This window comes from Terriglobia bacterium, from assembly GCA_020073085.1.
Classification (GTDB): Bacteria; Acidobacteriota; Terriglobia; order JAIQFV01; family JAIQFV01; genus JAIQFV01.
On record JAIQFV010000007.1, the window covers coordinates 117805 to 132509 of the forward strand.

Sequence of the window (14705 nt, forward strand, 5' to 3'; positions counted from 1 at the left end):
GGCCATTTCGGCAAACTGATAACCCTTCACATCCCCAATACGGCCATGAAACGACACCGTTACATCAAGGTATTGCTCACCACCGCGCTGCTTCTCAGCGGATGGCTCTTTGCGGCAACTGGACGGGCTGAGATAGTCCGCATCACATTAAACGACGAAATCATCCATCCCATTACCGCGGAATTCATCACCCGCTCGATTGATTATGCCGTCTCCCGTCACGCCGACGCGGTGCTCATCAGCCTGTCGACTCCGGGAGGGCTGGAATCCTCCATGCGCGAGATCATCGAGAAGATTGTGGCCTCACCGGTCCCGATCATCATCTATGTCAGCCCTAGTGGGGCCCGGGCTGCTTCGGCGGGCTTTTTCATCCTCCTCTCAGCCGATGTGGCGGTTATGGCGCCCGGGACGAATACCGGCGCGGCCCATCCCGTGGCGCTGAACCCCATTTCAGGAGGCCCGATCCCCATCGACGAATCGATGAAGAAGAAGATCGAGGAAGACAGTGCGGCCTACATGCGCAGTCTCGTCCAAAAACGCGGCCGCAACGTGGAACTCGCCGAGAAAGGGGTCACCGAGGCCAAATCGTTTTCAGATTCCGAAGCGCTGGCCGGTAACTTGATCGATGCGGTCTGTAACACCCCCCAGGACATTTTTGACCGGTTCGACGGAAAGACGATCAAGCGGTTTGGCGGGGGGACAACGGTCTTGCATCTGAAGGGCCAGCCAGTTACCGATGCGGGGATGACCATGCGCCAGCGGTTTCTCGACAAGGTGTTGAATCCCAATATCGCCCTGGTGCTGGGGGCCATTGGCATTCTCGGGCTTTACGTCGAATTCAGTCATCCGGGTTTGATCTTCCCCGGCGTGGGCGGGGCCATCGCGTTCGTCCTGGCGCTTTTCGCCTTCTATCTGTTGCCAATCAACTATGTCGGCGTGATCATGATCCTGTTGGCCGTTGTCCTGTTCGTTCTCGAGGCCAAAATCACCAGTCATGGTATCCTCGCGTTGGGCGGCATCCTGTCGGGGGTGATTGGTTCCCTGATCCTGGTGGACTCGCCTATCCCGGAGATGCAGATTCACAAGTGGACGGCCCTCTCCGTGTTTTTGCCGCTGGCGATCATCACGGTCTTTCTGCTGCGGCTGGTTTTGATCGCGCGGAAGCTCAAGGCTGAAACGGGCGAGCAAGGAATGATGGGGCTGGAGGGCATCGCCTACACAAATATCGATTCCATGGGAAAGGTGTATGTTCGCGGCGAATACTGGAACGCCTCGGCCACGGAACCGATTGAGAAGGGCAATTCTGTCATCATCACAGCGGTCGAAGGACTGAAGTTGAAAGTCCGGCAAAAGAAATAAGGACCTTTGCCGAAGGCCGGTCGGGAGTGTTTTTTTCACTTGTTGGAGGAGGGCTGGGATCCGAACGACCCTCGGACCACCCCTTGAGCATGAAACCATCGCGCACCCTGCGCTCAACCTGAGCCTTACCTGAAGGAGGATCTATGTCATCTTCATTTGAACCCAATTTCATTTTGGTCCTGGCCGTCATCATTGTGTTGTACTTTATGAGCTGTATCAAGATTCTGGCCGAGTATGAGCGGGGTGTCATCTTCAGATTGGGCCGGCTATTGCCCCAAGCCAAGGGACCGGGGATTATCTTTGTCTTCAAGCCGATTGACCGCATGGTGCGCGTTTCGCTCCGCCTGGAGACCCATGAGGTTCCTCCGCAAGATGTCATCACCCGCGACAACGTGGCGGTCAAGGTCAACGCGGTCGTTTATTTCCGGGTGATTGAGCCGCGGCAAGCTATCGTTGAAGTGCGGGATTACTATTTTGCCACCTCCCAGCTGGCCCAAACGACCTTGCGCTCCGTCCTGGGCGAAGTGGAGCTGGACGACCTGTTATCCCAGCGCGAAAAATTGAATGAGCGCTTGCAGGCCATTATTGACCAGCACACCGGACCGTGGGGGATCAAGGTGGCGCTGGTTGAGGTGAAACAGGTGGATCTCCCCCAGGAGATGCAACGAGCCATTGCGAAGCAAGCCGAAGCAGAGCGCGAAAAGCGTGCCAAGATCATCCACGCCGAAGGGGAATTGCAGGCCTCGCAGAAGCTCATGGAGGCCGCCCAGATCCTTTCCTCTCAACCGACGGCGATTCAGCTCCGCTACCTGCAGACCCTGACCGAAATCGGCGTTGAAAAGAACACCACCATCGTCTTCCCCCTCCCCATCGACATCATCAGTAAATTGACGGAGGGCTATAAAAAGAGCTAGTTCTGAATCCGGAGCTTAGACATGGCCACGAAAAGATCCGCGGGACAGTACGAATTGGTGCTGGAGAACCGGCAACTTGTCTTTATCCTTTTTGGCGCTGTGCTCCTGTGCGGTATTTTCTTTACCCTCGGTTTCCTTGTGGGCCGCGAACAACATGACCTGAGCGGACGCAATGACACCAGCAAGCTGGAGGGCGAGGAGTCTGCCGTCCCTACAAATAAGCCAGCCGCAAAGAAGGAAGTCTCACCCCCCGATGCTTCGAAACCCAAGAAGGCCGATCAAGACGCCATCAACAAGGAGCTTACCTTTTACAAGACCGTCGAAGGAAAGTCAGCGGGAAATCCGAAGGTGAACCCCAAAGAGGAATCCAGTGCGGGGGACAAAGGGAAGAACCAGTCCCCCAGCCGAGCGTCGAAAGAACCTCCAAAGACCGTGCCGGTCACAACGGCGACTGCCGCACCCAACACCATCATCTACCAGGTCGCCGCCTTGTCAAAATCAGACGATGCTCAAGCCCTGGTGCGCAAGTTGAAGGAAAAAGGATTTCAAGCGTTCCTGGTTTCCCCTCCCGGGGATTCCGGCTCCGACCGGCTGTTTCGAGTTCAAGTGGGGCCATTTTCGGATTCAAATGTGGCGGAACAGATCAAGGCCAAGCTGGTGGCCAATGGGTACACGCCCATTACAAAGAAATAGGATTCTCCGCTCCCGGAATTTTGGGAAGCGCGGCTGACCTGCCCCGTCGCGGGGCTCTCTCCCGATCTCAAATTTGAAATTTGAGATCGCTCAGTTCGATCACTAATAAATTCCCCTGGCCCTGGCCTCCCCGTGTCCTGATTTCCCTCCTCCCTCTGAGGTGGGTTGAAACATTCCGTGGCCGCTGAGTGCTCAGGAGAGCTCTTGCTTGTTTCTGAGGTTCCTGAGGACAAGCGAGGTTTTGCGTAGACGGGCACTGCCCCGTCTGTTGTCACCTCTCTCCATCGAGTATACAATACGAGGCGTTTATCCTAATTCGTCCGATATGCCGAATCTGCCGACCGATCAGCAGCTCATCGAATTGCTAGAGCGCAAGCCGCGGGAGGGGTGGCCTCTTTTCCTGGAGACCTACGCACGCCTGATTTATTCGTACTCCCTAAAGTCATTTCATGACATCGACATGGTTTCGGACTTCAATCTTTTTGTTTACGAATCCCTGGCCGCCAACAATTTCAAGAAACTCAAGTCTTTCAAGTTCCGCTGCAAGCTGAGCTCCTATCTCGTGACCCTGCTGGGCAACCTGAAGTCCGATTTCACACGCACCAAATTCGGGAGGAAAACCCTTCCCGAGAAGATCAAGCAGCTTCCGCAGTTTGCCCAAACCTTGTTCAAATTCCGCTATTGGGAAAACCTGTCCCTCGAAGAGGCCGCGTTGAAAATGAAATCGGCATTGGGGGACCAGGCGAGCGACGAGGCCATTGAGGGGGCCATGGATCAAATCAATGAATGCCTCAGTATCAAGATGCGGGGGCGGATCCAGAACATCAAGCAGCGTAAGGCGCTGGTCGATTACCAGGCGACCACCTCTGCCGCCGCATCTCCCGCCCTGGATCCCGACCCCATGATGCAATTGCCGGACTTGTCGCTGAATCCGGAGGTTCTTCTTCATCAGTTCGAGAGAGAGGAGCGGTTTGTAAAGCTGGTGGGCGATTTTCAGGAGCTGGTCGACGCCCTCCCGTACCAGGAACGGCGACTTTTCATGTTGCGATTCGATCAGGGGCTCTCGGCCAAGGAAATCTCCCGAAAGATGAAAATCCACCCGTCCGAACGGGTATACACCCTGTTGAATCAGATTAAAGATCGCCTCGGGGCCGAATTGCGCCGACAGGGCTATAACGCAAAGATCCTGGAAGATACTTTTGGAGATTAGGCCGAAAGTGCCAGAAATTTCCGTCTAAATGCTTTGGATTAGGAGTGGTACAGGAATTCTCGTGTTGGGGGCGGGCATTTGAAAGCATTGCGTTTGTCCTGAAGGAGTTAAACGAGAATCTTCACAATTTATGAATTGCATTGACCTCGCGAAGATCGAAGGTTGGCTGAAGGGCGCGGATCCGGACGCCTTGGACAGGGAGGCTCTCGCGCACCTGAAAAGCTGCCGAAACTGCCTCCAGAGCCTGAAGATTGCCGTTGCGCTTAAAGCTTCTGCCGCGATCCCCGCTGCGGAATCCTATCTTAGCTCCTCTTTACCCTGTGTGGCGCACATCGAGGATGAAGTCCGCCTTGCCTATCTCGACGAGAGCATGGGGGAGGGGGAAAGAGTCGCCTTTGAAGATCACTTGGGGGGATGCGCAGCCTGCAAACAGGCGCTCCTTGAGTGGGAGTACGAAATAGCCGACCTTGAACAGAGTAAGGTGGAAGTGCCTGCCTCCCTCCTCGCCAAAGCCCGCCGCGTCGGGGAAACCGAGATCGCTCGGCATGAATCGGCCGGGTGGGTGGAATCATTTCTCAGAGGCTTGTCTGGGGTCAGTTCGAAAAGGCTGCAGCTACGCTGGGCTGCTGCGCTGGCAATCGTCGTGATTGTCGCCATGACCTCCATTTTCTACTTCCGGTCCCACAACGGAATCCACCCGAATCAAGTCGCCCGGGTGAATGTAAATGTTCCCCCCTCCACCGGTCAATCGCCGCAAACCCAGGGTTCTGGACAGACGACAGGGAAAGCCGGCGGAATCGATCCTGGTACGGTTGAACGGATCCAGAATATTCTGAATCAGGTGGAGCGAGCGGCGGATGCCCTGCCCCCGCGGCAGATCCGGCTGAATATCGTCGATTCCAACGAGTACATTGCCCAGGTTTCGCCCGCAGGGGAGTTGACCCTCTCGACCCAATATATTGCTGCCACCCAGAATGACGATGAATTGGCGTTCCTGCTGGCACATGAGGTGTCTCATCGCCAACATCCGACGACCTGTATCCTCTCCTTCTCCACTTCACGTGACCAGTCGGCGAAGACGCTCAATTCTTCGGTGCAGAAGCAGGGGGAACTTCAGGCCGATCGAATGGGGGTATTTCTCGCCTCCGTTGCCGGATACCAGGCGAATGCCGCTGAAAGCCTTCTTGGGCGAATCCAGAATATTCCGAATATTTCCGACAATTCTCATCCCGAATTCAATGCTCGTTTGAAAGAAACCGCCGACGAACTGCGTTCCATTGTCCGGTCCGTCGAGCTTTTCCGGGCCGGTATTTCGTTTTTCAACACTGAGCAGTACAGCAGGTCGGTGGCGGTATTTGAAGCCGTAGCAGCGATATTTCCAAGTCGAGAGGCACTCAATGATCTCGGGTTGGCGTATCACAAATTGGCCATGGAGTATTCGCCTCAGAACTGGGGCTTTAAGAAGTCTGTGATTCTTGATCCGGTGGCCCGGGCGATTGAACCGGTCCGGGAGGATTTGCCGGAGGCCAACTTGTTTACAGAGTTTTTGAACAAGGCGATCGAGAACTACCGACAGGCAATATCGCGGGATCCTTCCTACGTCGCGGTGCGTATCAACCTTGCGAGTGCGCTGGACGAGGAGGGGGATTATGCAGGGGCCCGCAGGGAACTTGAAGGGGCCCTGAAAATGAACGCCGCGTCCGAGGAACGGGCAAAGGTCCTGAATAACCTCGCCGTGATTGCAGCGAAGCAATCGCAGTGGGAGGAGGCGTCCGTGCTGTTGCGGCGCTCGGTCGATGCCGACAGCACATTTCCTGACCCTCACTTTAACCTGGCCCGTGTTTGGGAGTTGCAGGGCAATGCCAAGGATGCGAGCAGTGAATACGGCCGGTACGCCCGATTGGCCGAGAACCAGCGGGACGGTTGGCTCCGGATGGCCTATAACAAGTTGAACAAACCCTGGGTGGGAATGGCAGCAGAACCTTCAGAGGTCCTTCCAAAGCTGGGACGGGTCCAACTGGGAGCTTCTCTGAGGGTGATCTCGAAGGCACTGGGAGCGCCCGCCGTGACCTGGCAGCTCAAGACCCCCACACATTTTGACGTCTTTGTCAGCCTTTATGAGGCTTCTGGCCTGCTGGTTTCAGGCTCCGAGGACGTCATTGACTTTGTTCAAACCACGTCCGCCTATTCGGGGACCGATCCTGCCAATCAGCTCTCCCTCGGCATGACCCGCGACGAGTTGGCCACCCGGCTTCGGAATGCGACGCGGGTGCCCGTCTCCACCACCCGCGAAGGCTACATCAACTTCGGACGTGGCTTGGGGATCAACTTTCGCAACGAGAAAGTTGATACCTGGTACATCTTCGAACCCATCGTCTGATTTCAACCCTCAAAGCACGATTCGCCCGCCGCCCCTTGATGTGTGACCTCGGAAGTCCCCGCTTGCAGCCACCCCGGAGCAGCACGCGAGACGGCCCCGGCTCTCAGATCTGAGATTTCAGCGGCAGACAGCGGCCCGACGTGAATGGTCACAAGCTTCTTCAGGGACGCGGGCCGCGCGTCGGTTGACACCCATCATTCCTCTAGGCTATAGTCAGGTTCGGCATAATTGAGCGGCGCGTCAACACTCGTCCCTGACTCAGCATTAAACCCCTTAAAGTTGCATTTTGCTCTGATTCGGCCAGCATGAACCTTCCTATTGCACTAACACTCTCGCGAATTTTTCTGGTCCCCGTCGTGGTGGTGGTATTGCTCTCCAGCCGATTCCCGATCTTTCCGGACCTGTACGCCCAGTATCAGGAGTTCATCGCGGTCACGCTTTTTCTGGCGGCGGCCATTACCGATTCTCTCGACGGCTATTTTGCGCGGAAGCGGGGCCAAGTCACGACGCTGGGAATTCTTCTCGATCCCATTGCGGACAAACTCCTGATCTCCGCCGCCCTCATCTCCCTGGTGAAGACGGTCCCGTGGGTCCCCGCCTGGTTGGTGGTATTGATTATCGGTCGTGAATTTGTCGTGTCCGGCCTTAGGAACATCGCCTCCGCGGAAGGGTTCACGATTGATGCGTCGGAATTGGGGAAGATCAAAATGATCCTCCAGGTGATCGCGATTACGCTGATCATCATCGGGAGCAAGCACAAGAACTTTGAGCTGTTGGGACGGGTGGCGCTCTATCTGGTGGGGTTCTTTGCCGTGGTTTCCGCGGTCCAGTATTTCCGCCGGTTCTGGGGCAAAGTGGACAGCAGTATCAAGGAGCGTCAGCGTCGTCGCCGCTCGATCCTGCTTCGCCGAAAGATGAGACGGGATGTGGAAGTTAAGTAACGAAGATCAGGCTTTTCTGCTCAGGCTCGCGCGGAAGACGATTTCCGACCATCTTCACAATCAGCCCCTGTCCCCTCCCGAACCGCTCCCCGTCGGTCCCCTGCTCGAGAAGTGTGGTGCCTTTGTGACCCTGACCCAGCATAACGAGCTCCGCGGGTGCATCGGTTACACCGCTGCTCTGAAACCGCTCTTCGAGACGGTCATGGATTGTGCCATTTCCGCAGCCACCCGTGATCCGCGGTTCGTCCCGTTGAAGGCGGAGGACCTTGCGCGCACCCACATTGAGATTTCAGTGCTTTCACCCATGTTTGAGGTCAAGGACGTGAATGAAATTGAGGCGGGAAAGCACGGTCTTATGATTTCACGAGGCAACCGGCGGGGCCTGCTCCTCCCGCAGGTCGCTACTGAATACAACCTCAACCGGGAGAAATTCCTGGACCAGACTTGCATGAAAGCAGGACTGCCTCCGAAGTCCTGGAAGGAGCCCGGGACACGCATCGAGGCGTTCACCGCGTTCGTATTCGGTGAACCCGGAATAGAATAAGTCTCGGGAATTTCACCCCCCTCCGCAATTGCCCTGAATTCCGAAATCAAGAAACACGAGGTGGGTGTCTTCGATTACCTCGGTAATCCAAAATCCAGGCTTGAGGGGAGGCCACCCTTCCGAGGAAGGTCGCGGGGGTGGGTGGTTGTTTTGATGCAGGCAGAATGAGTCTGTTGCGATCGTTTATTTGAATTCATCGGCCGATTCCTTGTAAGGTTGGGCCATGTACTTCCTCGCCTCCTCCTGAGCGCCTTGGGTATTGTCGTTGGTGTCGATGGCCTTTCGATATTCCTGGACGGCGCGTTCTCTCTGGCCCAGGGCATCATAGACCTTCCCCAGGTTGATGTGGCTGAACACCTCTACCCACTTCGGATCCAAATCCCCATTGAGAGCCTCGCGGAAGGCATTGGCCGCAGAGTTGTAGTTTCGCTGGGCCAAAAATGCCTCACCGATCCGAAAATGTGCCAGGGAATTATGTTTGTCGAGGTCCAAGGCCTTTTTGTACGCATCCACAGCCTCGACGTACTCGCCCTGATCGTAGAGCTCCTTGCCCCGTTGAATCGCGGTCAGGATACGGGTCTTCGCATCGTAGCGGAGGAGGCGGTGATGAGGGTCGAGGTCCACTCGCACCGGTTGGCCGAAGGTTTCGATTTCGAAGTCCGAGCTGGTGCCGGACAATTCCACGGTCTTTGACTCGGGTTTCCCTTGCGTTTCGATGGAGACTTCCACCGGCATTCGCAGCGTGTCCATGTCCTGTTCCACGTGTCCTTGCACCCGGAATCCCTTCTGAGTCCGGAAGACCGTATATTTCAGTCGAAAATCCGGCGCCCCTGTCGAAAGGACCCATTCCGCGAAAAAGTAAGTCAGATCCTGGGCTGTCACCTGTTCAACCACCGATTTGAAATCGGCCGTGGTGACGGGCTGATAGGCAAATTTGGTTGCAAAGGTCTGGAGCGCCGTCGAGAACTTGGTGTCGCCAATAAGATAGCGCAGCATGTGCAGGACAACGGCGCCCTTGTATTGCACCACCGAGCGATATTCGTCCGTCTCCTCGGTCAACCGGCCGGCATTCGAGATGGAAGCTGCACTCTCGTGCACCAGGGCCTTGATGCTGAGATCCTTCATCTCGTCCTCATAAGCGCCTTCGCCCGCATAGTTTTCCATGAACAAGGCCGCGGAATAGCTCGCAAACCCTTCGCTGAGCCAGTAGTCGCTCTTGAAGCGCGGGTTGAGCCGAAGACCCCACCACTGGTGCCCAATTTCATGGGCGAGGAGTCGGTAATTTACCTTCGTGCTCAAGGTCCGGCGGGCCAGCAAAGTCAGTCCCGGTGCCGAGTAGCCTCCCACCGTGGAGTCGTCAATCTCCGCAATGGAATAACTGGCGAACGGATACAGCGAGAAACGGGTGTTGTAAAACTCAATGATCTTGCCGGCCATTTCCCCGTAATCTTTCGCCAGTTTTGCGTTCGACTCGCTGAGGTAAAGGGTGACGGGAATGGATTCGGTTTGGACCGTAGTCTGCACGTATTTCCCTGCGGCCACGGTGAACGGGAACTGTTGCCCGTCTGCCTGCCAATGAAACACATCCTCCCGGGCTCCCTTATCCACTCCCGTCAACTTCCCCTGAGAAACCACGACGATCCCCTTGGGAACTGTCAGGTTCAGCTGAACCGCAGCACGATCAAAGTTGTAGCCGTTCATCGGCACCCAGAAGGAGCGCGCCAATAGATACGAGCCCGCCTCATCGATGTTGGCAAGCTTCACGTCTTCGACCGGGCTGCGGTCGGATTTGTTCAAAGTGCCGTGATACTCAAAAACCAGTGAGCCTTCTTGCGGCTTGCTGAGCGGCGCGTCGAGATCGACTGACAGCTTGGAGGTATCGACATCCTGGTTGAATCGAACCGGTCGATTCTTTTCATCCAGGACATGGGCCGGCGAGAGATTGGCGTTAAAATCAAACTCCAGATGTGAGATATCGCTCTCGAGGGCGGCAAACTGTATTTTGACCTTCGCCTCGAGTTGGTGTGTGCCGGGGTTGAGCGAGGCATCGATGACGTAACTCTTGATGTCGATTCGCCCCCGCGGATCGGCCACCTCCTTGGCGTTCATCAGGGCGGCCCCCTGGAAACAGAGGGAGAGACAGACTGCTGCCATCGCGCGCTCATGCCACAATCGATTCAAAAACATGGACCCTTCCTTCATTCCGGAGGACCCGACACTACCACGGCCGGCTCCAGAGTCACCTGCTTGGATTCAACTTTACCCGTTTGAGTTTCCAGATGGGACAAAACAATTTGAGCCGCCTTCTCCATGGGTGAATGCCCCGTCGAAAGAATTGCCCTCAGGGCGGCTACCCCCTCAATCATGGTCTGGCGTGCGGCACGGTCATCGAGCAGCTTCAGAACTTCCCTTTCCAGGACCCGGGATGAAAAATCTGACTGGTAAAGCTCGGGGACCACCCCTCGCCTCAAAATCAAATTTACAAGACAGTAGTAATCGACGTCAATCAGCTTTTGCCCGAGCCACCAGCTCAGGGGGGCCACTTTGTACACGCAGATGAGGGGCACCTCCAGGAGCGCCGCCTCAAGGGTAGCTGTCCCCGAGGAGACCACCGCCATGTTGGAATACTTCATGATCTCGCGGGTGTACCCCTCGATCACTTTCACCGGGGCGACCTGATTCCCCGCGCGCTGCCATTTTTCGATTCCCCGCACAATGAACGATCTCCCCACCGTTGTTGAAGCGGCCAGAAAAAACTGGATTTCGGGCCGGTTCGAGTGAAGGCGCATTACCGTGTCCAGGATGGGAAAAAGATTATGCCGGATCTCGTTTTTGCGGCTCCCCGGCAACAGGGCCACGCGCGGACGGTCGGGATCAATTTCAAACCGTAAGAATAACTCCTCCTGCCCGCATACTACCTCCAGCATTTCGACCAGCGGATGGCCAACGTATTTGGCTGGAATGCCCATGTGGTCGTAGAACCGCTTCTCAAAAGGAAGAATGCAGATCATCTCGTCGATCAATTTTCGCAGGACTTTGAGCCGGCCTCGACGCCAGGCCCAGAATTGCGGGCTGATGAAATAAACGATGTGCACGCCGAGGGATTTCAGACGAGCGGCCAGCCGGATATTGAAATCCGGGAAATCCACCAGTATCACCAGGTCGGGTTTCCTCCGTTCTGCCGCCGCTAGAATTTTCAGAAATCCGTCAAAAAGAAATTCCAAATGGGATAGAACTTCAACAAAGCCGTGGACCGATATCTCTTCTACCGTGACGATTGCCTCCACCCCCGCCTGTCGCATCGCCTGCCCGGCGCAGCCAAAGAAAGACACGGGCTCCTGCGCCTGCCTTTGAATCTGCCGGACCAGTTGGGCGGCATACATTTCGCCCGAGGCTTCCCCGGCCACGATCAAAATCCCGCGTTCCTTCATGAATCCAGCCTGTCTTTCCTGCTCTACTCCGGCGGGGGTCTTCCCCCGACTCCCCTTCAATTGTAGAGGGCCGGTTCGCCTTCCGGACGTGTCTTCCACCGACGATGAACCCACAACCACTGGTCGGGATGCATCCGGATCTTCTCCTCGAGAATCCGATTGAAACGGGCAGTGTTGCTAACCACATCGGCCTGAAAATCTCCCGTATCCTCCAAGGCCACCGGAGGCTCAAACCGGAGACGATGCTTCTTGATTTGGTCGTCCCAGATCAGCAGTCCGGGGACTACGGCAGCCCCGGTGCGCATTGCCAGGGTGGCCAGCCCGGCCGTGGTCGATGCGGGAATCCCGAAGAAATCCGCAAACACCCCCTCCTCACGGGAAGCATTCTGGTCGATCAGTATGCCCACCGCTTCGTTCTGACGCAACGCCCGAAGGACCTCGCGCATGGAATTGCGCTTGTCGATTCCGACGTTGCCCGCCAACTGACGGTAACCCATAATCAGGGCGTCAACCCGCGGATTGTCGAGAGGCCGAACCAGGAACTTGAGAGGATGCCCATAGACCGAGTGCGCGAACGAAGCCAGTTCCCAGGCCCCAAAATGAGCCGTCATGATCAGGATACCCTTCCCTCGCTTCTTCGCCTCGGCAAAATTCTCAAATCCGTCGTAAACAACAATCCGATCAATGCCCTTCAGGGTAAACTTGGGAAACTGGCTGAATTCTGCAAGCAAACGGGAGAGATTCCTAAAGACACCCTTCACAATCCGGCGATGCTCAGCTCCGGAAAGGTGAGGAAGCGCAAGGCTCAGATTGTAATAAGCAATGTGCCGCAGCCGTCCGGCAAAACAATACCCCAGCCGCCCGATCATGCGGGTGACGAACTTTGCGCAAGGCCGAGGCATCCAGGTTAGGGACTTCAACAGCGTCGCGGCCAGAAAAAATTCGAGTCGTTCGCGCAATGGGTACCCCGAACGAAGATGATCTTTCTGGATTAGGTCACAGACTGCGGCTAGCGATTTGAGCGATATGTGATGACAGCATCCCCAAGTGTGGCGTTCAGTCTCGAGACAGGATAGTATAGTATCATTACTCCGCCCATCGTGGCACGGATGAACGCTTCCCGAGAACCGCAGTCAACCGGCTTGATGAGAAACCGAACATGCTCAACCGTCCGACCCGCCTGATCTTCCTGACCATGGGGTTAGGGGTAATCCTCCTGCTCTGTTTTCTCCGGCTGGACGCCATGGGGCTGACGGGCCCTGATGAGCCACGCTACGCCGAAGTAGCCAAGGAGATGCTGCAATCGCACGATTTCATCACTCCACGGCTCCTGGGGCAGCCGTGGTTTGAAAAACCGGTGCTGTATTACTGGCTGGCGGCTTCGGCTTATTCCCTTTGGGGGGTGAATGAGACTGCGGCCCGGCTCCCCTCGGCGGCAGCCGCCCTCCTCTTGACCCTGACCTTGTTCCTGGGGACCCGGCCGATTCTTAACTTTGAAACCCGGTGGCTGAGTTCCATCGTGTTTGCCACCAGCCTCGGCGCCATTGCTTTCTCCCGCGCTGCCTCGACGGACATGCTTCTGACCGCCACATTCAGCATCGCCATGATCCTCTTTTGGGTGACGCTCTCGGACCCGTCCGCTACTCCATCGATCTCCAGGGCCACCCTGGCCTACCTGTCTCTCGGCTTATCAGTCCTGGCAAAGGGCCCGGTGGGCGTCGTGCTCGCCACGGCCATCCTGTTCGGCTATTTCTGTATCTCCGGGAGATGGAGGGAGATCGGGAAACTTCAGATCCCCCTGGGAATTGCACTGATGGCTGCCGTCGATCTTCCATGGTTTTTGCTGTGCTATCGGGCGAATGGATGGGCATTCGTCGATACCTTCCTTATCCACCATAACCTCTTGCGGTTTGCGACCAACGAATTCCAGCACTCGCGCCCTTTCTGGTTCTATGTCCCCGTCATTCTGGGGGCGATGCTTCCGTGGACCTTTCTCCTGCTCTTGCCCGGGGGTCGAACCCGTGAACTCTTCAATTTCAATAGCTGGAGAAGCCATCCTCAAAGGGCCTTTCTATGTCTGTGGATGGCCATTCCCTTTGTATTTTTTACAGTCGCCCGATCCAAGCTCCCCGGATACATTCTTCCGGTGCTGATTCCCCTCTCCATCGTCCTGGGCAGTTCCCTCTTCTCCGTAAATCAGCAAGCCCCTGCTGCTGGGTTCAAAAGGCGAAACCCGTGGCCCCTTCGGGGCGCCCTGACGTTCGAAGGATTATTTTTCACAGCCCTCCTGATCTTTTCACACCAGATCATCTCCCGGTTCGGGCTCGCCCTGAACAGCCTGAGGTGGACCATTGGAATCACCGCCGCCCTCATGATTGTCATCCTGACGGGCTGTCTTATTCACAGACGCGGTCTGGCAATCGCAATCGGCGCCCATGTGCTGGTGATGACCATTCTGGTGATCGTCTCCACCTCCTACTTCCTACCCCGCCTTGATGGAGAGATCTCAACACGCCCCGCGGCACAAGCGATACATCAAGTCGCCCAATCGCCGCGTGTGTATGTCTTCGATGTTCCTCGGGCTGCCCGCTACGGACTTGATTTCTACCTGGCACCTCCGCCCGTACCGGCAACCTCGGTCGAAGAGGTCTTGCGCCAGAAGTCAGAGGATGCTGTATTCCTCGTTCTGCCGTCCCGAACATCGAACAACCGCGGAGCCAATGTCTCGCCGCTTGTGGGTGACTTGATATATCAATCCAGAGAAATTACGGTCTTGAGGATCAGACGTCAATCGGAATGAGCGGGCATCACAAAATGAGTAAGGATGAGGGGGAGGGCTTCCTTGGGGACATCACGAGTTTAGTTAATTCTCATCCGCCCTGTAAAGCCGTCTTCATAGGTGTGGTAGTGGTCCAGCGCCTTTTCGGGATATTTCCAGCAATAATACCCCTTGCCATTATCAAAATCGACGAGCCAGAGCCCTTTGATTTCACACCCCAGCTTCTTCATCTGGTCCGCCCAGGAAGTGACGATCATTTCGTATCGTTCTTCCAGTTCGGTCCGATGCTCTTCGGCCGCAGCAGCGCGCAACTCCTCTGTAATTCCGTTGATCTGTTGGAAAGCATCGTGAGTTACCTTCCAGACGTACGGGATCAATTGCCTGGCTTCTTGATAGGTAAAGATCTTCTTTTCGGTCATAGGGATGTAACGGCGGTTGGTCCTTCTTCTCGGGG

12 protein-coding genes are annotated in these 14705 nt (G+C 56.0%); 8 read left to right on the forward strand and 4 right to left on the reverse strand.

Features of this window, described 5'->3' with window-relative positions; genetic code table 11:
• Positions 1-45 precede the first annotated feature (45 nt).
• The 7 genes from LAO21_09115 (at position 46) to amrA (ending at position 8041) form a co-directional block, all read left to right on the forward strand.
• Positions 46-1359: a nodulation protein NfeD gene (locus tag LAO21_09115; protein MBZ5552866.1), complete on the forward strand. Its 1314-nt coding sequence runs from the start codon at positions 46-48 to the stop codon at positions 1357-1359.
• A gap of 143 nt (positions 1360-1502) precedes the next feature.
• Positions 1503-2273: a slipin family protein gene (locus tag LAO21_09120; protein ID MBZ5552867.1), complete on the forward strand. Its 771-nt coding sequence runs from the start codon at positions 1503-1505 to the stop codon at positions 2271-2273.
• A 21-nt stretch (positions 2274-2294) separates the two neighbouring features.
• Complete coding sequence (locus LAO21_09125) at positions 2295-2966, forward strand: SPOR domain-containing protein (GenBank protein ID MBZ5552868.1); 672 nt, start codon at positions 2295-2297, stop codon at positions 2964-2966.
• 325 nt (positions 2967-3291) lie between these two features.
• Positions 3292-4176 carry a hypothetical protein gene (locus tag LAO21_09130; GenBank protein MBZ5552869.1) on the forward strand — a complete coding sequence of 295 codons (885 nt, stop codon included), beginning with the start codon at positions 3292-3294 and terminating at the stop codon, positions 4174-4176.
• 130 nt (positions 4177-4306) lie between these two features.
• Entirely contained in the window at positions 4307-6556 is a 2250-nt protein-coding gene (locus tag LAO21_09135; protein MBZ5552870.1) for a tetratricopeptide repeat protein, read from the forward strand.
• 305 nt (positions 6557-6861) lie between these two features.
• On the forward strand, positions 6862-7497 hold the full coding sequence (gene pgsA / locus LAO21_09140; protein MBZ5552871.1) for a CDP-diacylglycerol--glycerol-3-phosphate 3-phosphatidyltransferase: 636 nt from the start codon (positions 6862-6864) through the stop codon (positions 7495-7497).
• Positions 7481-8041 carry an AmmeMemoRadiSam system protein A gene (gene amrA / locus LAO21_09145; GenBank protein ID MBZ5552872.1) on the forward strand — a complete coding sequence of 187 codons (561 nt, stop codon included), beginning with the start codon at positions 7481-7483 and terminating at the stop codon, positions 8039-8041. Before pgsA ends, amrA begins: the two co-directional genes overlap by 17 nt.
• 183 nt (positions 8042-8224) lie before the next feature.
• Here amrA and LAO21_09150 read toward each other — a convergent pair whose 3' ends face one another.
• Genes LAO21_09150 through LAO21_09160 form a run of 3 tightly spaced genes read right to left on the reverse strand, consistent with a single transcriptional unit; the run spans position 8225 to position 12374 of the window.
• Positions 8225-10228 carry a tetratricopeptide repeat protein gene (locus LAO21_09150; GenBank protein MBZ5552873.1) on the reverse strand — a complete coding sequence of 668 codons (2004 nt, stop codon included), beginning with the start codon at positions 10226-10228 and terminating at the stop codon, positions 8225-8227.
• Between the two features lie 11 nt (positions 10229-10239).
• A complete protein-coding gene (gene lpxB / locus LAO21_09155; protein ID MBZ5552874.1) occupies positions 10240-11472 on the reverse strand; it encodes a lipid-A-disaccharide synthase in 1233 nt (410 codons plus the stop codon).
• Positions 11473-11528: 56 nt separating this feature from the next.
• The gene (locus tag LAO21_09160; GenBank protein MBZ5552875.1) at positions 11529-12374 is read right to left on the reverse strand and encodes a lysophospholipid acyltransferase family protein; all 846 of its coding nucleotides are present in this window, start codon (positions 12372-12374) and stop codon (positions 11529-11531) included.
• A 257-nt stretch (positions 12375-12631) separates the two neighbouring features.
• On the opposite strand from LAO21_09160, the gene LAO21_09165 reads away from it, so the two are divergent.
• Positions 12632-14272, forward strand: a complete 1641-nt coding sequence (locus tag LAO21_09165) for a glycosyltransferase family 39 protein (GenBank protein MBZ5552876.1) — start codon at positions 12632-12634, stop codon at positions 14270-14272.
• A gap of 59 nt (positions 14273-14331) precedes the next feature.
• Here LAO21_09165 and LAO21_09170 read toward each other — a convergent pair whose 3' ends face one another.
• Positions 14332-14670: a DUF2203 domain-containing protein gene (locus LAO21_09170; GenBank protein ID MBZ5552877.1), complete on the reverse strand. Its 339-nt coding sequence runs from the start codon at positions 14668-14670 to the stop codon at positions 14332-14334.
• Positions 14671-14705 lie beyond the last annotated feature (35 nt).

Excerpts from the sequence above, each read along its gene's own strand:
- amrA (MBZ5552872.1), top strand. The coding sequence starts at position 7,481 with ATGTGGAAGTTAAGTAACGAAGATCAGGCTTTTCTGCTCAGGCTCGCG.
- lpxB (MBZ5552874.1), bottom strand. The coding sequence starts at position 11,472 with ATGAAGGAACGCGGGATTTTGATCGTGGCCGGGGAAGCCTCGGGCGAA.
- LAO21_09125 (MBZ5552868.1), top strand. The coding sequence starts at position 2,295 with ATGGCCACGAAAAGATCCGCGGGACAGTACGAATTGGTGCTGGAGAAC.
- LAO21_09160 (MBZ5552875.1), bottom strand. The coding sequence starts at position 12,374 with ATGCCTCGGCCTTGCGCAAAGTTCGTCACCCGCATGATCGGGCGGCTG.
- LAO21_09130 (MBZ5552869.1), top strand. The coding sequence starts at position 3,292 with ATGCCGAATCTGCCGACCGATCAGCAGCTCATCGAATTGCTAGAGCGC.
- LAO21_09135 (MBZ5552870.1), top strand. The coding sequence starts at position 4,307 with ATGAATTGCATTGACCTCGCGAAGATCGAAGGTTGGCTGAAGGGCGCG.
- LAO21_09120 (MBZ5552867.1), top strand. The coding sequence starts at position 1,503 with ATGTCATCTTCATTTGAACCCAATTTCATTTTGGTCCTGGCCGTCATC.
- LAO21_09170 (MBZ5552877.1), bottom strand. The coding sequence starts at position 14,670 with ATGACCGAAAAGAAGATCTTTACCTATCAAGAAGCCAGGCAATTGATC.
- pgsA (MBZ5552871.1), top strand. The coding sequence starts at position 6,862 with ATGAACCTTCCTATTGCACTAACACTCTCGCGAATTTTTCTGGTCCCC.
- LAO21_09150 (MBZ5552873.1), bottom strand. The coding sequence starts at position 10,228 with ATGTTTTTGAATCGATTGTGGCATGAGCGCGCGATGGCAGCAGTCTGT.
- LAO21_09165 (MBZ5552876.1), top strand. The coding sequence starts at position 12,632 with ATGCTCAACCGTCCGACCCGCCTGATCTTCCTGACCATGGGGTTAGGG.
- LAO21_09115 (MBZ5552866.1), top strand. The coding sequence starts at position 46 with ATGAAACGACACCGTTACATCAAGGTATTGCTCACCACCGCGCTGCTT.